The organism is Ruegeria sp. YTSA105 (assembly GCF_059610225.1).
This window is the reverse complement of the sequence record NZ_JBXWNE010000016.1, coordinates 24,888-44,234: the sequence shown is the minus strand read 5'-3', so window position 1 is coordinate 44,234 and position 19,347 is coordinate 24,888. Positions and strand designations below refer to the sequence as shown.

Annotated in this window: 15 protein-coding genes; 7 read left to right on the top strand and 8 right to left on the bottom strand. The window is 57.2% G+C overall.

Going from position 1 to position 19,347, the window contains the following annotated elements; all coding sequences use genetic code 11:
• Positions 1-18 precede the first annotated feature (18 nt).
• Entirely contained in the window at positions 19-312 is a 294-nt protein-coding gene (locus AC2FH2_RS17035) for an ArsR/SmtB family transcription factor (protein WP_142639497.1), read from the top strand.
• On the opposite strand, the gene AC2FH2_RS17030 is transcribed toward AC2FH2_RS17035, so the two are convergent.
• On the bottom strand, positions 309-3,305 hold the full coding sequence (locus AC2FH2_RS17030; RefSeq protein ID WP_496824557.1) for an ABC transporter transmembrane domain-containing protein: 2,997 nt from the start codon (positions 3,303-3,305) through the stop codon (positions 309-311). The genes AC2FH2_RS17035 and AC2FH2_RS17030 overlap by 4 nt on opposite strands.
• A gap of 214 nt (positions 3,306-3,519) precedes the next feature.
• On the opposite strand from AC2FH2_RS17030, the gene AC2FH2_RS17025 reads away from it, so the two are divergent.
• A complete protein-coding gene (locus tag AC2FH2_RS17025) occupies positions 3,520-3,909 on the top strand; it encodes a DUF3307 domain-containing protein (RefSeq protein WP_416383939.1) in 390 nt (129 codons plus the stop codon).
• Positions 3,910-3,929: 20 nt separating this feature from the next.
• Here AC2FH2_RS17025 and AC2FH2_RS17020 read toward each other — a convergent pair whose 3' ends face one another.
• From AC2FH2_RS17020 to AC2FH2_RS16990, 7 genes are all read right to left on the bottom strand, one after another.
• Complete coding sequence (locus AC2FH2_RS17020; RefSeq protein ID WP_496824519.1) at positions 3,930-4,652, bottom strand: hypothetical protein; 723 nt, start codon at positions 4,650-4,652, stop codon at positions 3,930-3,932.
• 55 nt (positions 4,653-4,707) lie between these two features.
• Positions 4,708-6,012 carry an NAD(P)/FAD-dependent oxidoreductase gene (locus tag AC2FH2_RS17015; RefSeq protein ID WP_282027601.1) on the bottom strand — a complete coding sequence of 435 codons (1,305 nt, stop codon included), beginning with the start codon at positions 6,010-6,012 and terminating at the stop codon, positions 4,708-4,710.
• A complete protein-coding gene (locus AC2FH2_RS17010; RefSeq protein WP_496824516.1) occupies positions 6,009-6,683 on the bottom strand; it encodes a TetR/AcrR family transcriptional regulator in 675 nt (224 codons plus the stop codon). The genes AC2FH2_RS17015 and AC2FH2_RS17010 overlap by 4 nt, the downstream gene beginning before the upstream one ends.
• Positions 6,684-8,228 (bottom strand): trimethylamine methyltransferase family protein, encoded by a 1,545-nt coding sequence (locus tag AC2FH2_RS17005; RefSeq protein ID WP_496824515.1) that lies wholly within the window; start codon positions 8,226-8,228, stop codon positions 6,684-6,686.
• A 2-nt stretch (positions 8,229-8,230) separates the two neighbouring features.
• Positions 8,231-10,633: a GcvT family protein gene (locus AC2FH2_RS17000; protein ID WP_496824513.1), complete on the bottom strand. Its 2,403-nt coding sequence runs from the start codon at positions 10,631-10,633 to the stop codon at positions 8,231-8,233.
• 111 nt (positions 10,634-10,744) lie between these two features.
• A complete protein-coding gene (locus AC2FH2_RS16995; RefSeq protein ID WP_496824512.1) occupies positions 10,745-11,374 on the bottom strand; it encodes a glutathione S-transferase in 630 nt (209 codons plus the stop codon).
• Positions 11,375-11,392: 18 nt separating this feature from the next.
• On the bottom strand, positions 11,393-11,923 hold the full coding sequence (locus tag AC2FH2_RS16990; protein ID WP_496698819.1) for a class I SAM-dependent methyltransferase: 531 nt from the start codon (positions 11,921-11,923) through the stop codon (positions 11,393-11,395).
• A gap of 200 nt (positions 11,924-12,123) precedes the next feature.
• Between AC2FH2_RS16990 and AC2FH2_RS16985 the strand changes: the two genes are divergently transcribed.
• From AC2FH2_RS16985 to AC2FH2_RS16965, 5 genes are read left to right on the top strand one after another with little or no spacing between them, the layout of a single operon-like run.
• Positions 12,124-13,896 (top strand): ABC transporter ATP-binding protein, encoded by a 1,773-nt coding sequence (locus AC2FH2_RS16985; protein ID WP_496824509.1) that lies wholly within the window; start codon positions 12,124-12,126, stop codon positions 13,894-13,896.
• A complete protein-coding gene (locus AC2FH2_RS16980; protein WP_496824507.1) occupies positions 13,889-15,799 on the top strand; it encodes an ABC transporter substrate-binding protein in 1,911 nt (636 codons plus the stop codon). Before AC2FH2_RS16985 ends, AC2FH2_RS16980 begins: the two co-directional genes overlap by 8 nt.
• Before the next feature lie 14 nt (positions 15,800-15,813).
• The gene (locus AC2FH2_RS16975) at positions 15,814-16,842 is read left to right on the top strand and encodes an ABC transporter permease (RefSeq protein ID WP_271951540.1); all 1,029 of its coding nucleotides are present in this window, start codon (positions 15,814-15,816) and stop codon (positions 16,840-16,842) included.
• Positions 16,839-17,993 (top strand): ABC transporter permease, encoded by a 1,155-nt coding sequence (locus AC2FH2_RS16970; RefSeq protein WP_142639373.1) that lies wholly within the window; start codon positions 16,839-16,841, stop codon positions 17,991-17,993. The genes AC2FH2_RS16975 and AC2FH2_RS16970 overlap by 4 nt, the downstream gene beginning before the upstream one ends.
• Positions 17,990-19,333: a CoA transferase gene (locus AC2FH2_RS16965; RefSeq protein WP_496824505.1), complete on the top strand. Its 1,344-nt coding sequence runs from the start codon at positions 17,990-17,992 to the stop codon at positions 19,331-19,333. The genes AC2FH2_RS16970 and AC2FH2_RS16965 overlap by 4 nt, the downstream gene beginning before the upstream one ends.
• Positions 19,334-19,347: the final 14 nt, after the last annotated feature.

Sequence of the window (19,347 nt, the reverse complement as noted above, 5' to 3'; positions counted from 1 at the left end):
GACGAAACTCCGCCCGGCATGCAGGAAAGTGCAGCACGTGCCGCCGCGTACCTTAAGACGCTGGCGCATGAAGGCCGCCTGATGATTTTGTGCCATCTGGGTGATGGCGAGAAATCGGTTGGTGAGCTGGAAAAACTGCTGCAAATCCGGCAGGCCGCAGTCAGTCAGATGTTGGCACGCCTACGAGAAGAACAGCTGGTGTCGACACGGCGCGATGGCAAAACCATCTACTATTCCCTGCAGGACGGAAATACAGCGAAAGTCATCCAGCTGCTATACGACCTGTTCTGCAAACCTGAAGCCAACCCCTAGTTCGAAACATAGCCGGCGATCACCTGCATCAGCTTGAAAGCGGTTGCGGCATCGTTTTCGACCACGGCCAGGAATTCTTCCTCACCGATACGCAGACAAGACAGGTCGGTTTCCGCAATCATGCTCAGGGCGCGGGGTTCCTTTCGGATCAACCCCAACTCTCCGACCAATGCGCCGGAGCCAACCGTTGCGATCAGTTGATCGGGACCTTCTGGTTGCGGCAAATACAGGCCTGCCTCGCCTCCCAAAACGACATAGGCCCCATCGGTGGGCTGGTCGTCTTTCAGGAACACCACCTCTCCCGGTTGAGCCTGGAACCAGCGCGCACCAAATGCCAGAAGGCGCAGCTGCCTGCGGTCAAGACCGGAAAACAGCGGCGTCTGTTCCAGCGCACGAAGCTTGCGCGCCAAATCGGCTGATGCTGCGCTATCTTCTTCCACGTCGGCGGGTCCTTCGTCTGAAACCACACGACCTTGCCTTATTTCTATGAACATGTCGAATACGTCAGGGTTTTCGTACTGATCGTTCAGATAAATCACCGTCGCATTTGGCAACAGGGCGCGCAGGTTTTTATAGACCGCAATCTGAGTTTCCATGTCATAGCTTGCCAAAGCATTATCCAGGATCAGAATGTCGGGTTTCTTGATCGTAGCCCGCGTAAAGGCCAAAGGTTCGGCGAAAACCGCAGGCAGGTTCTGCCCGCCCAGCGAGACCGGTACATCGTAAATCAGCTCGACCACCAAAGGTCGGGCTCCGTTTTCAGAAAGGACATCAACGATCAGCTTACGGACCTCATCTGATCGCGCGCCGCCGATCTGGCTGACCTTACCGAACAAAGCGTTCTCCATCACGGTCAGACCGGGGGCAAACTCGGTTTCCTTCAGCGGCACGAAGACATCATTCAGATGTTGCAGCAGTTTTTCGGAGTGGCTTTGCCGCAATTCAAGTATGCGGTTTTTCAATTCATCCGTAAACGCGGGGCCAATCTGTTCTGCCGAGATGACAAACGGAACCGCAAGAAGGTTGGCCAGTTGCCCATCATCCAGACCGCTGACACCTTCGTTTCGGGTGCGCTCTACCAGTTCGACGGCAGCTTCGTAGACTTCGGCCTGCAAGCCAAGCTTGCGGAACAACGGGTGGTCCGTGCCGTCCAACCCAAAGATCTGGCGCAACATATCAATGACATCGCGCGTCAGGCCGACCAGGGTTTCGTCCAAGCCCAGCTCGCGCAGCTGCCCCAAAAACACGCCCTGACGGGTCAGTATTTCCTGAGTGACCGGAACGCAGGGTGTCGCGAAAAGCAGGTTTTCCGCGACCGGCAAGGCCGCATTATATGCATTGCGGTCAAAGATCAGAGCCTGCTGTTGCAGCCCAGCCTTGACTACCGCCTCCTGAACTTTGGGCCGTAGTTCAACCAGTTTTCTGACCAACTCGGGGTGCTCGTTGGCTTCGAATGTCTGTTCAGCACCGCGCTGAAACAGGGCAGCGCCCGAACCTAGACCGTCGATCAGTTGTAACCACCAGTCGCGCAGGTCTTCCACGGTGTTCAAACCAGCCAGCGACGGGTCCAGCCAATCAACTCTAAACGGGTCGGTACTGTTGCCCGCTCGTCTTGTTTCAGCAAAGCCGGGGTCGTCTGATTCTGTCGACAGAGGACGAAGACGCATCGGCATCATCACATTGTCGCCCAAAGTTCCCTGAAACATAACCGGTCGCGATGAGGCAAAACCGATCCGCGCAGCAATGACCCCCTGATGCAGCTTTGACAAATCTTCCTGCCCGACCGTTACCCTGCCGGAACTGGGCAGGATCTCTCGGGTCAGCAATTCCGAAACCGCACGCCGGTCTTCTTCGCTGGGCGCAGCGATTCCGATGGTTTTACCGCCTGGGAATGTCAGATCGAGGTCGTCCAGAACCAGATTCCCGTCCATGTCACGAACAGACGCATGTTTCAGAACAATATCCCCGTCCAGCCTGGGATGTTTGTCGGGCTCGCCTTCGAACAGGCTTTCGTCCTGCATTCCAGAGGGTGCAAAGCGTTCGATCACAACATCCCAGCGCAGGGACATATCCTGTGTCTGGTTGTAATAGGTCAGCAACTCTTTCCAAGGCGAACTGAGGTCCTTGTAAGCCGCCAAAGCCGCAACCAACGCCCCCAACGAGACCGAGCCCTGCAAGACCAGAATGCCGCCAACCAGATAGAACAGGAATGGGGTAAGCTGCGAAATGAAGTTGTTGATGAACTTCATAAAGAACTTTTTCTGGTAGATATCGAAGCGGATTTCAAACAACCGGCCCAGCTGATCCGAGATCATGGCCCGGCGATACCGCCAGCCGCCATTTGCCCGCAGCGTTGACGCACCTGCTGCGTTTTCACCAATCTGTGCAGCCAGCACGCGCACTTCCTGGATGCGGCTTTTGTTCAACAGATTGATCTGGCGCTGCAGCTTTGGGATCAACCAAGCCTGTAACGGGATCAGGGAAACGGCAGCAAGCCCGAACCAAAAGCTCTGTAGGAACAGGAAGGACAGTATCGTGATCATCTGTCCCGCCTGCAATACCGGCTGGCTGATCGCATCGCCCATCAGCCCACCCATCGGCTCGCTTTCAGCGGTGATCATCGACACCATTTCGCCTTGGCTGACCCGTTCGAAATAGGGTTGCGGAAATCTCAAGGCGCGGCTGATCATCTGATACCGGAATCGGCGCAGCATCCGTTCGCTCAGGACGCCTTTCATGGTGTTGATGCGCATTTTCATCAAACCATGCGCCAGAACGGCGAGCAGAAACCCAATGCATAATATGATCAGAAAATTCGTTTGCGACAGGCTGTAGCCCAGCACATCAACAACAGGGGTCGCAGCCCCGATCGCGTCATTGATGATGCGCTTGGGCAGTTCCAGCGTCAGGTATAGCAGCGGAAACAAAGACGTGGTTACGGCCAGCAAAATCAGCTGGTCGCGCTTTGAATATTTCCAGATAAAACGGAAAATCGTGCGTTCTATGGAACCTGCCCCTGCTGCGGATCACTGACCCGGTCTTTACGAAATTCTCGTAAATTCAACAGTCTGAATTTACCGCAATCAAGCCTGCAGACGCAAATAGTTTCCGAATTGAACAGATATTTGCCGAATGTGAACAAGTTCATTTGCGCAACCTCACATTAGCCCCTACTGTTTGCTTCAGGACGATATCGGGAGGATTCATTTGCCTGCCACTCTAGGCACTGTGTTATTGATGCTCTGCTTATTGCAGATCAAACATATGTTTGCAGATTTTTACCTCCAGACGCCTAAGATGCTGTCCGGCCGAGGCGAATATTTTCACTGGGGACGCGCCCAACATGCCGCTGTGCATGTTATTGGGTCGGTGTTGGTTTTCTTGGTATTCGGCACCCCGCTGCCGTTTATCGTAATCATTGCCGGGCTAGAGTGGATCGTTCATTTCAACATCGACTTTGCCAAAGCCAGCTATTCCGACAAAAAACAGCTTATGCCAACCCAGGCAGCCTTTTGGCGGGCAGCCGGGCTGGATCAGTGCATGCATAATCTGACCTATGTGGCAATGGTCTGGGCCTGGGCGACATTCGCGGCCTGAACCAGAATTACCACAGCAATTCAGAGTTGAGTGGCCGATGGATAGAGCGATAGCCACCGCTGGTCTATGGCATCGATCTTCTGCGGGTCGAACTCGGTCTCAACTTCCCAGTACCGGCCAGACTCCACGAAATATCCAAGATCCGACTCCGACCGTATGATCTCAGCCATCCCCGATGTAGAAGGCATCTCGACCGAAGACAAATCTTCGCCGTCGACCGAGGGGTAAACCAGTCGGCTTGGCCCTTCGAACAATCGCACTGTGCGACAGCCCTGCGCCGCAGCAAACAATCCTAGTCGCGCCGACTTCGCCTCAAGCAGTCGCAATGTCACATCGGATCGCAACGGATCTGCGGCTCCGTTGCCGTAGAAATGCGTCCGACCCTGTCCGGAATAGATCATATCGCAACCGCAATAAGCCAGAACCGAGGGCTGTAATGCAGACAAAGCCCAGTATCCGGCGGTAAAGGCCATCGTTCCCCCGGCATAGACAAACCCACCGAAACCATTCTGTATCGGAACGTATTCATTTGCAGTGACTATACGCTGGATGTCACTGACAGATGTGGGCATGTTCTTGGTCGGGAAATCCTCGGGGTGGATCAGAAAATCCCAGTCTGCGCGGACCCGCCAGGCATTGTTGATAGCGACGATATGCGTGAACGGCGTACGCGCCCAGTCCCGCGCACGCAGCGCGGTGGGGGCGCTGCCGAGGATCAGAACCTTGTTCTTCGATTTGGTCATTATGCGTCCGGGCTCAACTAGATCCCGTGAATGCTAGTGCATCAGGACGCGTCGGCTAGCCCAAAACGGAAAAACTGCTTTCTTTGTTGATCGGGCGCTTGCGGGAATAGAAACCGACATCGATTGTGCGTCCAATATAGGGCAGTTCAAATTGTAGCGGCGCACTGTCATGATCCGCGCCGTCTTCGCAATACCCGATCAGCGCCGTCATCATCTTGCCTGCAATCGGCGCGTTCTTGTACTGATTTCCACTGGATCCGCAGGCCATATAAAAACCGGGAAGGCTGGATTTGTCATAGATCGGAATCCAATCCGTAGACGCATCATACAGGTCCACCACACCGCGGGTCTTGGAAGGAATGCCAAGACTGGGCACTCTCTGGGCATAGCGCATCGCTTGCGTCGTCCACTGGTCGGTAAAGTCACGATTATAGGTTACGTCATCTTCGCACCATTGATGTGGGTCGCATTCGGGGTCTTCCGAGCCCACCAGGATGTGGTTGCCATGCTCTGGCCGGCAATAGCAGGCGATATCGCTGTCCGACACGATTGTCCCGTCATTTTCAAAGTCAAACCCCTCGGGCGCAGGGACGTGAACGACCTCTTGGCGCAAGGGGCGGGTCTGAATGGTCATGTCATCCAGAACATCTGCCATCCCGTTGATGATGGCCGAACCCGGCCCGGCTACGTTAACCACAACTTTCGCATGAATGTCTTCTCCCGATGCCAACCTGACACCAGAAACTCGCCCGTCATCAGTCAAAATCTCGACCACTTCGGCCCCGGTCCGCACTTCGGCCCCGTGCTGTTTGGCGGCATCCATCAGGTTCTGTGCGGATAGGGCCGGATCGGTGACATACCCGGCTTGAGGCCAGTAAACGCCGCCTTGCATCTTGCGTCCGTTGGGCTGCCCAAACTCGGGGTCATCCATGCGACGAGCGGGGGCAAAACTGTCCTGCGAATAGACCGGCAGCCGGTCGGTGACCTGTTCGGGGGACCATTCCTCGAACGGGCAATTCAGCGCGGAGCTGTTCTTCATGTGTTTTTCCAGCAGCCCGTTCGCCTCGGTCTTCATGACCAGACAGCCGGTTTCGCGGAATTGGGCCAGATCGGCGCCTTGCGGCAGGCCAAGATACTCGGCCCAGTCGCGCCAATAATGATAGCCTTCCCAGGCGAATGCCGTGCCGTCAAAGGTGGAATAATGCATCCGAATGATCGCGCAGGATCCGGCGGTTGAGCCATGGCCAACCTGAGCGTTTCGGTCCAGAGATACGGTTTTCCACCCGGCCTTGGCCATTTCAAATGCGATGGCCGCCCCGATCACGCCGGTTCCGATGATGATTGCATCTGGTTGACTCATGATGGCTCTCTTTTCCAGTGATGGCGCGAATAGGCGCTGAATTCTTCTACTTCCTCTGGCCTCGGCTCGACCCCGGTGAAGACATATAGATAATGCGGCACCATTGATATCCGCGTGGACATCGGTTCATTCAGCTGCGCCAGATCGTATCCTATCTGCATGTAATACAGCACGCGCGCACGGGTTTCCGCCTCGACCTCGGAATAGCCAAAGCGGGCAAACATGGCGTGCAGCGCTAGCAACCGTCGGGCGTCAGACTGGTCCAGCGCGCGCCGCACCTTGCCCGATTTGCGCGCCCAGTCGCGCACCGCGAAATCCAGCGCGGTGTCAAACAGGTCGGTATTGACGACACAGCGATGCACATTGCACACCGCACCGGTTATCGTCTTTGCCGGAGCTTCGGCCTGCGCGACCAATGCCGCAGTATTGGTGGCCTGCCACCGTGCCAGAAGAGCATCCAGCAGTTCCTGGCGCGATTTGAAGTACCAATAGAAGGACGACCGAGACACGGCCATCCGTTCCGCCAGATTCATCACCTTGATCTGATCGACCCCGTCCGAGATTAGCACATCCAACGCCACGTTCAGCCAGTCGTCGCGCGTGACCTTGATATTGCCGATCAGCGGTTCAGCTTCCGGGTCGTCCCGGTGCAGGATGGGTTTCGTATTCATTTAACTCTCCGGCGGCGCGCCGCCCTCTTCGGTACGTTTGGCAATAAAGTCCTTCAGCGCGCCAATCTGGTCGCTGTTTTGCTCAGGTGGCTGAAAATTGGCCAAAATCTCCTTCCATACACCGGTCGCACGACTGTTTGCGTCCAACGATCCACGCTCGGTCCAGGTGCCGAAATTGGCATAATCATGGACATGCGGCTCATAGAATTCGGTATTATAGCGGTCCATCGTCTGGCTGGATGCAAAGAAATGTCCGCTGGGCTCAACCTCGCTTAGCGCGGTGTCGAACCCAATTTCAGCCTCGCCAGCCTGCACCCCGGCGCACAGCTCGGCCACCATGTTCAACACTTCGGCGTCGCAGACCAGTTTTTCAAAGGACACGGTCAATCCGCCCTCTAGCCATCCCGCCGAGTGAATGATCACCGTCGCCCCGGCCATCAGGCACCCCCACAGGCCAAACTGGTTTTCATTTGCCGCCTGCACATCATTGATGTTTGAAGCCGACCCCGCAGCCGAGCGCCACGGCAGGCCCAGATGCCGCGCCAACTGCCCGGCCGCCAGTGAGGCCTGAAAATGCGAGGGCGTTCCAAAGGCCGGAGCACCGGATTTCATATCCACATTGCTGGTGAAAGTGCCATAGCACACAGGCGCACCGGGACGTGCCAATTGCGTCAGGGTCAGTGCGGCCAACGCCTCGGCATGGGACAGGGTGATGGCCCCCGCCACCGTGATCGGTGCCATCGCCCCCATCAGCGTGAAGGGCGTGATGATTGACATCTGCCCGTGCCGAGCAAAGTCGATCAGCCCCTGCGCCATCGGAATGTCCAGCGTGCGCGGGCTGTTCGTGTTGATGATCGTATAGCTGTGCGGGTGGGTCCTAAATTCGTCATCCGACAGGCCCCGCGCGGTCGTCAGCATCTCAAAGCAATCCATCACCTGCGGTGTCCCGCGCGAGAAGAAGAATGGGAACTTGTCTGTCAGCTCCATCTGCGCCTGCGTGGTGAAATAGTGCCGCAGAGGGGTTGGGACATCCTGCGGTTCGACCTGCGGCGAGATCATTTGAAAGACGTCGAAATGATGGGTGAGTTTCAGGAACTCCAGATAATCCTGCCCCGTCGCCGGGCGACGCCCGCGCACCAGATCGGTGGCATTGGGGGCCCCTGCCCCCGGTTGAAACACAAGGCTACCCAGTTCCAGCGTGAAATCCCGGTGCGACGCACCGGCTCGGCAGGTGATGGATTTCGGGGCCGAGGCAACGGCGGCCTCGACCATGTCGCGACCAATAAAAACCATTTCGCTATCGACATCAACGCGCGCGCCAGCTTTGGCAAAAATGCTCCGCGCCTCAGGCAGCAGCACCTTGATGCCCAACTCTTGCAACAAACGCAGCGCGGTTTCGTGCATGTCAGCGATCTGATCCGCCGGAAACACCTCCATCACCGGGAATGGATTCCTCAGCTGGCGGTAGTCGACCTTGCGGTTGGTCGCAGGCGCGGCATCAGCGCCACGCCCTCGCCTTCGCCGTCCACGTTCGGGGTTGGTCATTGTCAGCCCCGCATCGCTTTGCCCTGTGGATCATAGGGCGACGGCGCGATGACCCGCGCAGGTCGTTCGACCCCAACCACATGGACAGACAGTTCAGTGCCTGGTGCGGCCTTTTCACGATTGACCAGCGCCATCGCCAGGGACTTGCCGGTGTAGTGGCCATAGCCGCCCGAGGTGACAAAACCCACGTGCTCTGCCCCTGACCAGACAGGTTCGTATCCGCTGGCATCTGCGTCCAAAGCATCAACCTCAAGCGTCACCTGAACCTGCGCAGGACCATTGCCATCGCGTTCGGCCAAGGCGGCCTCTTTACCGACGAAATCCTTGTCCCAATCGATCCAGCGATCCATGCCGGTCATGCCCGGCGTGTAAGCTTGCGTGAATTCCGCCGACCAGATGCCAAAGCTCTTCTCAAGCCGCGTGGACAGCATCGCATTGAAACCGCACTCGCGGATGCCCTCATCAGCCCCGGCCTCAAGCAACATCCGGCGCAGCTTGATGTGATCGCCATAGCGGCAGTTGATCTCATAGCCTTTTTCACCTGTGACAGACATGCGCGCAACGCGAGCCCTGACAAGACCGATATCAAAATCACCACAGCCCATGAATTTCAGGCCCGAGACGTCCTGCTCGGCCAGTTTTTGGATTACCTCCTGCGATTTCGGCCCGACCAGACCGAACCCGCAATACTCCTCGCCCAGATCGCGAACCTCGACTCCGTCGATCATATGATCGTCGAACCAGCGCATATGCCAGGCACGCAGGTAATAGCTGCCCATGATCCACCAGGTGCCATCGCCCCAATTCAGAACGGTCAGATCCCCTTTTAGCCGCCCATTCTCACCCAGCATTGGTGCCAACTTGGCCCGTCCCGGCGCGGGCAGTTTCGAAGCCATCACGTGATCCAGCCACAGCTCGGCACTTGGTCCGGTGACCTCGAACCGGGAAAAGCCAGAGATGTCCATCAGGCCGACGCCCTCGCGGATCACCTTGCATTCCTTGGCCACGATGTCATGCGCGTTGGATCGCTTGAGGGTCGGCGTTTCTTCGAACCCTTTCGGCGCGAAGTACAGCGGCACCTCAAGGTCCCAGCTGACACCCCATTTGCATCCCGCTCCAGTCATCGCGTCATGAGCTGGCGCCATCTTCAGCGGACGACCGGCAGGCAGCTGTTCATTCGGATAAGTCATCACGAAACGGTGGGAATAGAATTGCCCGGTGGTTTCACGAATATAGCGTTTGTTCTGGGCAAAATCGCCATAGCGGGCAATGTCCATCGGCCATGCATCGGCCTCGGGCTCGCCATGGATCATCCACTCAGCCAGCGTTTTGCCAACGCCGCCGCCCTGCAGGAACCCGGCCATGACAGCGCAGGCGGTCCAATACCCGCGCTTGCCTGGAACCGGCCCGACCAGCGGGTTACCATCAGGCGAGAATGTAAACGCCCCGTTGACCCAGGTTTTGATACCGACATTCTGGATCGACGGATAGCGTTCAAAGCCCAGCGTCAGTTCATTTTCAATCCGGTCAAGCTGCTCCTGAAACAGTTCCTCGCCATAATTCCACGGCGCGCCGTCCATGGCCCAATGTTCATGGTCGACCTCATAGATACCGACCAGAACTCCCTTTTGGTCTTGCCGCATATAGGTGAACCCCTCGAGGTCCACGGTCATCGGCATTTCAAAATCCGCCGCCGCCACTTCGGGCACTGTATCCGTGATCAGATAGTGATGTTTCAGCGGCGATACTGGCAGCTCAACCCCAGCCATGCGCCCGACCTGCTTGGCCCAAAGCCCCGCGGCATTGACCACGTGTTCACAGGTGATGGTGCCCTTGTCGGTCACGACCTGCCAGCCATCATCGGTCTGGATCAATTCCTCGACCTTGGTCTCCTCGTAATACTCGGCACCGCGTTTCTTGGCGGCAGTTGCATAGGCCTGAACCGTACCGGTCGTGTCGATATAGCCCTCTCGATCGGCCCACATCGCGCCCAACACGCCGTCGGTCGACATGATGGGGCAGCGCCTCTGCGCCTCTTGTGGGGTCAGCAATTCGCAATCATCGATGCCGATGGACTGGAAGATACGATAGTTGGCCTGCAGCCACTCCCACCGCTCGGGCGTTCCAGCCAAAGTCAGACCACCAGTCATGTGCAGGCCGATATTCTGCCCGGATTCCTTTTCGATCTCGCTGAGAAGGTCGATTGTATAGGCCTGCAGCGATGCCATGTTCGGATCCGCGTTCAGCGCGTGAATACCGCCCGCCGCGTGCCAGGACGATCCCGACGCCAATCGCCGCCGTTCCAGCATGACCACATCTGACCAGCCGAATTTGGCCAAGTGATACAGAACCGAGGCGCCCACAACGCCGCCACCGATGACCACAACGCGATACTGAGATTTCATTATGCTCTCCCCTGCATGACTCGAGGGAGACGCTAGTGATACTGTTCACACCTGTCTAGACATTTCTGTACAGTGCAAGCGAGCAAGTTCAGACAGCTCAATTTCAACGCCTTAAAGCTGTGCGCTTGGACGCGATTCGATCTTGTCGAACCAAGACAGCGTCGCGGTATTTTCCTGTGGAATCCGCATCTTGATCACGCGGGCAAAGTCAACGAACACAAAGGTCGAGATATCGGCCAGCGTAAACTCAGCCCCCGCAACAAACGCACTATCCTTCAGCCGCGTTTCAAGCAAATCGAAAAACCGGCCAACCCGGTCCATGCCACGCTGTGCCAGCTCGGGAATCTGGGCATAGTTCGCCGGGCCCGGAACCGCCCGATCCTTGAACGCGGGATGGGTGTTGCGCAGAGCCTCAGCAATAGGCACTCCACCCTGCTGCTCGACAATGCTGTTCCACATCAGGACCAGCCCCTTTTCATCTGGCGTACGTCCCATCAAAGGTGGTTCGGGAAAGCGCGCCTCAAGATAGGCGGCAATGCCCAGGTTTTCGGTCAGCGTTGCGCCCTCATCCGTCACCAGAACAGGGATCGTCGCATTGGGGTTTACTGCAAGGAAAGCGTCATCCAACTGTTCCGCCTTTGCAATCGAGATATTGCGCGTTTCAATCTCCAGCCCTTTTTCTGCGATGAACATGCGCGCGCGGCGCGGGTTTGGAGCGGTCGTGCAATCATAGAAAAGCATTTGGCAACCCTTTCGCACTCAGCGGCGGTAGATGAAACAACGTCCGTCTACCGCATGCTCAGGCAAGGGCATCTCGGTCAGGTTTTCGAAATACATCCGGTCGCTGGACACCATCAGCCCACCTTCTGCCAACAACGGTTCTATCAGGGGGGAAACCAACCGCGCGAAAGCATCGTTCTTGTCCCTGTTATGGCCGCCAAGATCCGCATGGATCAAACTGGCCGTCGCCCCAAACCGTTCCAGCGCCGCAGGCAGAGTCTCACGCACATCCCCCAGAATCACCAGATCCTCGGGCGGGGTAGAGTCCGGATGGGAGGCCACGGCGCGCTCGAACACATAGACCGGACGGTTCTGAATATACTGAACCATGTGGTGATAGGTGCGGCCGTTGCCCAATCCCAGCTCGAACACCGGACCGGACATGGTGCTTGTCTGTGCAATGGCATGGTCCAGGCAGGCGCGCTGGGACACCATGCGGTCGATGAACAGGTCAAGACGGCTTTGGGGATCGGGCACTGGGAAATCTCTCCTTGATATTTGACGACACATAACCTGTGACCGACATCGCATGTGATGACAAATCCTCAAGGCATTGTGTAGGCAAATCGGCCTCAGTTTCACGCTTTCGCGACATTTCACCCTAAGAACGGGTTTGACTATACAGGCACAACCGCGCGAAACTGCGACAAAAAACACAGGGAGTTGATCAAGCCTATGCCGAGCTACGGCCTAACGGGTGGAATACCCGCATGACTGCGTTGTTGTCTGTCCGGGACCTCAGCATCGGATTTGGTGCCGGAGAGTCTGTGGTTCAAGGCGTCAACTTCGACGTCGAAGCGGGACAGACACTTGCGCTTGTGGGTGAATCAGGGTCGGGGAAAACGATCTCATGCCGGGCTGCGTTGCGCATTCTTCCCCGAGCAGCCCAAATTCGAAGCGGCACGATTACTCTGAATGATTCCAAAGGTATAGAGGAACTGACCCAGATCAGCGAGCGTCAGATGCGCGGCATTCGCGGCAATCGGATCTCGATGATATTTCAAGAGCCGATGCGCTCGCTCTCTCCCCTGCACAAAATTGGCAATCAGGTCAGCGAAGTTCTTTGGCTGCATCGCAATGCCTCCGAGGCACAGGCCCGCAAAACGGTTCTGGAACAGTTCGAACGCGTGGGTTTTCCAGACCCTCAGCGCGCCTATGATTCTTACCCGTTCGAGCTGTCCGGCGGGATGCGCCAACGCGCCATGATCGCTATGGCCATGGTTTCCAAACCGGAATTACTGATCGCGGACGAGCCGACGACAGCATTGGACGTTACGACACAGGCCCAGGTGCTGGGGCTGATCAAAGAGCTTCAGCGTGAAACGGGAATGGCGCTCATCCTTGTGACCCATGATTTGGGGGTCGTCGCCAATATGGCCGAACAGGTCGTGGTCATGCACAAAGGCCGCGTGATGGAGGCCGGAGCTGCGGCACCGATCCTGACCAGCCCTGCTCACCCCTATACCCAACAGTTGTTCAACGCCGCGCCCGAGATTCCGGATCAGGATGCGGTTGGCATCCCGATGCCCGACGAAGATCTGATCCTTCAGATGAAGGCCGTGTCGAAAACCTATACGATGCGATCCAGCAAGGGCTGGCAGGGCGAACGCCTGATCCATGCCTGCCGCGGAGTCGATCTGAGCCTCGCGCGGGGCAAGACGCTGGCGATCGTCGGCGAAAGCGGCTCGGGCAAAACTACGGCCGCCCGCATCGCACTAGGGGCTGAGCCGCCTGATCCGGGCGGAGAGGTTCTGTTTCGAACCTCCCCCGATGAAGAAGCGATCACCGTTCACAAGATGACGCGGACCCAGCGCACCGCGTTTCAGCGCAAGGCGCAGATGGTGTTTCAGGATCCCTACAGCTCGCTCAGTCCTCGCATGCGCATTCAGGATGCGATGACCGAACCGTTGGAGATTCATCGTATCGGATCGACCGCCGAGCAGCGCGAAAAAGCGGCCGAGATGCTGACACGTGTTGGCCTGAACGCCGATATGCTGAAACGCTATCCCCATGCTTTTTCCGGCGGCCAAAGACAGCGCCTGTCGATTGCCCGCGCAATGATGCTCGACCCTCAGCTTATTGTCTGTGACGAACCCACTTCGGCTCTGGACGTATCGGTTCAGGAACAAATCCTGACGTTGCTGGAACATTTGCAGGACAGCCTGAATTTGTCGTATTTCTTCATCTCGCACGACCTTGCGGTTGTTGCACGCATTGCCGACGAAGTTGCTGTGATGCGTCGTGGGCTTGTCGTGGAACAGGCCCCGCCCGAGACACTGTTTTACAACCCTCGTCACCCTTACACCAAGGCACTGATTGCTGCGCAACCAGAGCCCGACATCAACCGCCCCATCGACCTGAATTTGGTTGCTTTGGGTGCTGGTTCACCTGACAGTTGGGATGACGCCTTCCGATTTACCGACTCCGTGGTACCTTCATTGGTAGAGATGGAGCCCGGCCATAAGGTACGATGCCATGTTTAAGACCACTCGCCCGCTGTTACTGGCCGTTGCGCTGGCCGCAACATGGGCCCTGCCCGCCACGGCAGACATGCCCGAGTTGCAAGAAAGTACTTTCTGGGAAACCGAAGTGAATGCGGGGAACCTTCCGCCCATACAGGACCGAATTCCCGCCGAACCCCTGATTGTGGATCTTGCTGCAAAAGGCAGGGAATTCGGCAAACAGGGCGGCACTTTGCGCACAATGATTACTCGGTCCAAAGACATCCGGCAGATGGTGGTTTACGGATATGCCCGCCTTGTTGGGTTCGACCAGACCTATCAGGTCGTTCCAGACCTGCTTGAATCCTTCCAGAACGACGACAACCGCAAATACACCCTCAACCTGCGTGAAGGTCACAAATGGTCGAATGGCTCTCCGTTCACTTCCGAGGACTTCCGATACTGGTGGGAGGATGTGGCAAATAATGAACTGCTCAGCCCGTCGGGACCACCGGATTTTCTGATCGTCGAAGGCAAGACTCCGACCGTGACCTTCCCCGATGAAACGACCGTTGTGTTTGAATGGGAAGATCCCAACCCCGGCTTCCTGCAGGCTCTGGCACAAGCGCGCCCGCCTTTCATCTACCGCCCTTCCGAGTTCCTGAAACAGTACCACGAGAAATACGCTGACGCAGAAAAGCTTGCCTTTCAGGTTGAAGATGCCCGCGTCAAAAGCTGGGCAGCTTTACACAACAAACTCGACAACCTTTACAAGTTTGACAACCACGAGTTGCCAACTTTGCAGCCCTGGTTGAATGCAAGTTCGGGCAAAAAGATCCGTCACAACTTTGTTCGCAATCCCTATTTTCATCGCATCGACAGCCATGGGGTGCAGCTTCCCTATATCGACGTGGTCGAGATGGAGATCGTGGCCGGGGGTCTGGTTGCTGCAAAAACCAATGCTGGCGAATCCGATCTACAGGGGCGCGGTCTGGCGTTCCGCGACGCTTCGATCTTGAAAAAAGGCGAGGCTGGCGGAGACTACAAAACCTTACTATGGAAAACCGGGGTGGCCTCACAGATCGCGATTTACCCCAATCTGAACTACGAAGACGAAGCATGGCGTACCGTTTTGCGTGACGCGCGTGTTCGCCGCGCGCTGTCTCTGGCAATCGACCGCAAAACGATAAATCAGGCGCTGTATTTCAAACTGGCCCATCCCGCCGCGATGTCGGTCTTGCCTGCTTCGCCCTTCTTCAACGAAGAAAACGCAAAGGCATGGGCACAGTACGACATCGAATTGGCGAATGCGCTGCTGGACGAGGCCGGCCTGACCGAACGTGACAAGAACGGCACGCGGCTGTTGCCGGATGGCCGCCCGATGGAACTGGTCATCGAAACTGCAGGTGAGCGGCAAGAGGTCGAAAACGCCTTGCAAATCGTCACAGACACATGGCGCGACATTGGCGTCGATCTTATTATGCGCCCATTGGACAGGGACATTCTGCGCAACCGGGTGTTTGCCGGCAGCACAATGGCGTCCGTCTGGTACGGCTGGGATGACGGCATCCCGCAACACCACACCTCACCAGCTTATCTTGCCCCTACCGATCAGGTGTTTTTGGCCTGGCCAAAATGGGGGCAGTACTATCAGACCGGAGGCGATGTTGGTGAGAAACCCGATATGCCCGAGGCCGAGCGCCTGATGGAACTGGCCCATAACTGGGAGGTCGCCTCGACTGATGAGGAACGCAAGGCCGCATGGGATGAGATGCTGAAAATCCACGCTGACCAACTTTATGCCATTGGCATTCTGAACGGTGCGCCTCAGCCTATCGTCGTATCGAACCGCCTGCGCAACGTCCCCGAGCAGGCCATGTGGGCCTGGGAACCCGGCGCACATTTCGGCATTCACCGGCCGGACGAATTCTTTTTCGCCGACTGATCAGGAGCAGCCACATGGTCATGCTGCGCTATGCAGTCTATCGCTTTTTCACGATGCTGCTGACCCTTCTGGTGGTGTCGGTTCTGGTATTCGTGATTATCAACCTGCCCCCGGGCGACTATCTCAGCAATCAGATCGCTGAACTGCAGGCGTCCGGACAATCGGCGGGTGTGGCCAAGGCAGAATTCCTGCGCGCGGAATATGCTCTGGATCGCCCCATGTGGGAGCAATATCTGATCTGGATCGGTTTCTGGCCTGGCCCGCATGGGTTCGATGGGCTGGTGCAAGGCAACTACGGCTGGTCCTTTGAATTTGACCGCCCTGTCGCAGAAATCGTGGGCGACACGCTGTGGCTGACCGTCGTGGTAAATCTGGCCGCCATCCTGTTCGTATATGCGGTGGCCTTGCCACTGGGTGTCCTTGCAGCCGCGAAGTCGCGGACCTGGATCGACTATACCTCGGCCTTTGTAGGCTATTTGGGTCTGGCAACGCCGAACTTTCTACTGGCACTAATCCTGTTTTACTATGGGCACCGCTATTTCAACCTACCAATCGGAGGCCTGATGGACCCGTCCTTTGAAGGGCTGCCGATGAGTTGGGAAAAGCTGAAATCCATCCTCGTCCATTTGATCGTACCGACCTTTGTGATCGGCACATCTGGCGCTTCGGCGATGATGCAGCGATTACGGGCGAATATGCTGGATGAGCTGGGCAAACCCTATGTGGAAACCGCCATTGCCAAAGGCATGGCCCCGTCGCGGATGCTGACCAAATATCCGCTGCGTGTGGCCTTCAACCCCTTTGTCGCGGATATCGGAAACCTGCTGCCTTCGATGGTCTCCGGCTCTGTTCTGGTATCGGTTGTTCTGGGCCTTCAGACAATCGGCCCGACATTGCTGACCGCGCTGAAAACCCAGGACCAGTTCCTGTCCGCCTTCATCCTAATGTTTGTGGCTTTGCTGACACTGATCGGTACGATGATCTCTGACATTCTGCTGGTCATGCTGGACCCGCGCATCCGATATGAGGGGCGTGAAGCATGACCCAACATCCTGATGGTCGCTATGTCGACGACGCCCCATTCGATCCCGATGCCGCCCTGCAACAGCTTGAGCGCGCCGATTTGGATGCTCCGAACTGGATTCTGGTCTGGCGCAAATTCCGAACCCACAAGCTGGGCCTGATTTCCGGCGTCTTCCTGTTGCTGTGCTATCTCATGCTGCCCTTTGCGGGTTTCATCGCGCCTTATGGCCCGAATGAACGTAATGACGAGCACCTCTATGCCCCGCCGCAAAGCATCAACTGGTTCCATGAGGGCGAATTCATCGGGCCTTATGTCTATTCGATGGTGGCCGAGGCGGATCTGGAGACCTTCCAGTGGAAGTTTGTCGCCGACACCGACACCCCGCGGCCAATCAAGTTTTTCTGCGAAGGGGCCGAGTACAAGCTGGCGGGTCTGATCAAGTCCGACACCCATCTGTTCTGCGCACCTGAAGACGCGACTTTGTTCCTTTGGGGGTCGGATCGTCTGGGCCGTGATGTATTCAGCCGTATCCTCTTTGGCGCCCAGCTGTCATTGACGGTGGGTCTGATCGGGATTTCAGTGTCCTTCTTTCTTGGTATCCTGTTCGGCTCGATTGCGGGATATTTTGGCGGCAGAATCGACTGGGTGATTAACCGTATAATCGAAATTCTGCGCTCACTACCTGAATTGCCCCTTTGGCTCGCGCTATCAGCGGCGGTCCCCTCGAATTGGAGCCCGGTCGCGGTATTCTTCATCATCTCGATTATCCTGGGGATTCTCGACTGGCCTGGCCTTGCGCGATCCGTTCGTGCCAAATTCCTATCGTTGCGCGAAGAAGAATACGTACGTGCAGCCGAAATGATGGGAGCAAGCTCGGGCCGGGTGATCCGCAAGCACCTGCTGCCCAACTTCATGTCGCATCTGATCGCATCGGCAACCCTGTCGATCCCGGCAATGATCCTGGGCGAAACAGCGCTCAGCTTCCTTGGGCTTGGGCTGCGCGCCCCGGCCGTCAGCTGGGGTGTGATGCTGAATGATGCGCAGAACCTTGCGTCGATCGAGATCTACCCCTGGACGGCCATCCCGATGCTGCCAATCATTGTCATCGTGCTGGCATTCAACTTTCTGGGTGACGGGCTTCGTGACAGCCTGGATCCGTATCAGCAATGACGCTGTTATCAGTACTGCCATCACCGGAAGGGTATCGGACAACCGGCACCGGAGCGCGACCCAGCGTGTATGCAGTCTCCGAACTGGCGACCGCCAGCTTTGCGGCTGTTGGTCAGGAACTGGCACGCCTAATGGGCGCGCTGAACCTGACCCAAAGCCCGCCCGAGATTTTGGTCGATCACCGGTTGGCGTCTCTTTGGTACGGATATTCTTTCAAACCCGATGGCTGGGAAATGCCCAACCTCTGGGACAGTATCGCCGGTGATTACCTTGCCAATGATGGTTGGATCAGGCTGCACACGAACCTGCCTCAGCACCGTGCGGCCGCCCTGAAAGTCCTGAAGGTCAAAGGAGATCGGGACGCGGTTACAAAGGCTGTTGCAACTATGTCGGCAGCCAGTCTTGAAAACGCTGTCGTGGCTGAGGGCGGTGTCGCAGCCGCCATGCGCAGCCGCGGGGAATGGCAGGATCATCCACAGGGGCGCGCGGTTTCACGGGACCCGCTGATCGGATGGCACAAACCCCGACAGATTAAGCTTCGCGACCGGCCAGAGGCAACGGCCAAGCGCCCGCTGGCAGGTCTGCGCGTGCTTGATCTGACCCGCGTTCTGGCCGGTCCGGTTTCAACTAGAACTCTGGCGGGGTTCGGGGCAGAGGTTCTGCGCATTGATCCTCCGGACTGGGACGAGCCGGGTGTGATCCCGGATATTTCTCTGGGTAAGCGCTGTGCCTATCTGGACCTGAAATCCCCCGCAGGGATCGAGTTGCTACACGGCTTGCTGACCCAGGCGGATGTCTTCATTCACGGCTATCGCCCTGGCGCATTGGACGCGCTGGGCCTCACCCAAGCCAAACGGGACGAGCTTGCCCCGAACAGAGTAGAAGTCACACTGAATGCCTATGGCTGGCAAGGCCCATGGTCTTCGCGGCGCGGATTTGACAGCCTCGTACAGATGAGCAGCGGGATTGCCGATGCAGGTCGGGTATGGGCCGGTGCAGACAAGCCGACACCCCTGCCGGTGCAGGCGCTGGACCACGCGACTGGATATCTGATGGCTGCCGCCGTCCTGTCAGCATTGTCCGAAGCCGCGAAGGGTGCGCCGATCATGCAGGCCCGATTGTCGCTGGCACGCACGGCTGACCTGCTGACCATTCTAGGCAAGTTCGACACCAAGACAGAAATTGGCGCTTCGGTTCCTGCTGATTTCACGACCAAGACCGAAACCTCTGGATGGGGACCGGGCCACAGGTTGAAGCCCGCGCTCTCGGTTGGTCCGGCCCAGATGTCGTGGGACCTGCCCGCAAGCAAACTGGGCACGTCGAGCGCCACCTGGTCATAGCCCTACGCCTACGC

Excerpts from the sequence above, each read along its gene's own strand:
- AC2FH2_RS17035 (WP_142639497.1), top strand. The coding sequence starts at position 19 with ATGCAGGAAAGTGCAGCACGTGCCGCCGCGTACCTTAAGACGCTGGCG.
- AC2FH2_RS17010 (WP_496824516.1), bottom strand. The coding sequence starts at position 6,683 with ATGAATACGAAACCCATCCTGCACCGGGACGACCCGGAAGCTGAACCG.
- AC2FH2_RS16980 (WP_496824507.1), top strand. The coding sequence starts at position 13,889 with ATGTTTAAGACCACTCGCCCGCTGTTACTGGCCGTTGCGCTGGCCGCA.
- AC2FH2_RS16965 (WP_496824505.1), top strand. The coding sequence starts at position 17,990 with ATGACGCTGTTATCAGTACTGCCATCACCGGAAGGGTATCGGACAACC.
- AC2FH2_RS16970 (WP_142639373.1), top strand. The coding sequence starts at position 16,839 with ATGACCCAACATCCTGATGGTCGCTATGTCGACGACGCCCCATTCGAT.
- AC2FH2_RS16995 (WP_496824512.1), bottom strand. The coding sequence starts at position 11,374 with ATGCTTTTCTATGATTGCACGACCGCTCCAAACCCGCGCCGCGCGCGC.
- AC2FH2_RS16975 (WP_271951540.1), top strand. The coding sequence starts at position 15,814 with ATGGTCATGCTGCGCTATGCAGTCTATCGCTTTTTCACGATGCTGCTG.
- AC2FH2_RS17005 (WP_496824515.1), bottom strand. The coding sequence starts at position 8,228 with ATGACCAACCCCGAACGTGGACGGCGAAGGCGAGGGCGTGGCGCTGAT.
- AC2FH2_RS17000 (WP_496824513.1), bottom strand. The coding sequence starts at position 10,633 with ATGAAATCTCAGTATCGCGTTGTGGTCATCGGTGGCGGCGTTGTGGGC.
- AC2FH2_RS16985 (WP_496824509.1), top strand. The coding sequence starts at position 12,124 with ATGACTGCGTTGTTGTCTGTCCGGGACCTCAGCATCGGATTTGGTGCC.
- AC2FH2_RS17020 (WP_496824519.1), bottom strand. The coding sequence starts at position 4,652 with ATGACCAAATCGAAGAACAAGGTTCTGATCCTCGGCAGCGCCCCCACC.
- AC2FH2_RS16990 (WP_496698819.1), bottom strand. The coding sequence starts at position 11,923 with ATGTGTCGTCAAATATCAAGGAGAGATTTCCCAGTGCCCGATCCCCAA.
- AC2FH2_RS17015 (WP_282027601.1), bottom strand. The coding sequence starts at position 6,012 with ATGAGTCAACCAGATGCAATCATCATCGGAACCGGCGTGATCGGGGCG.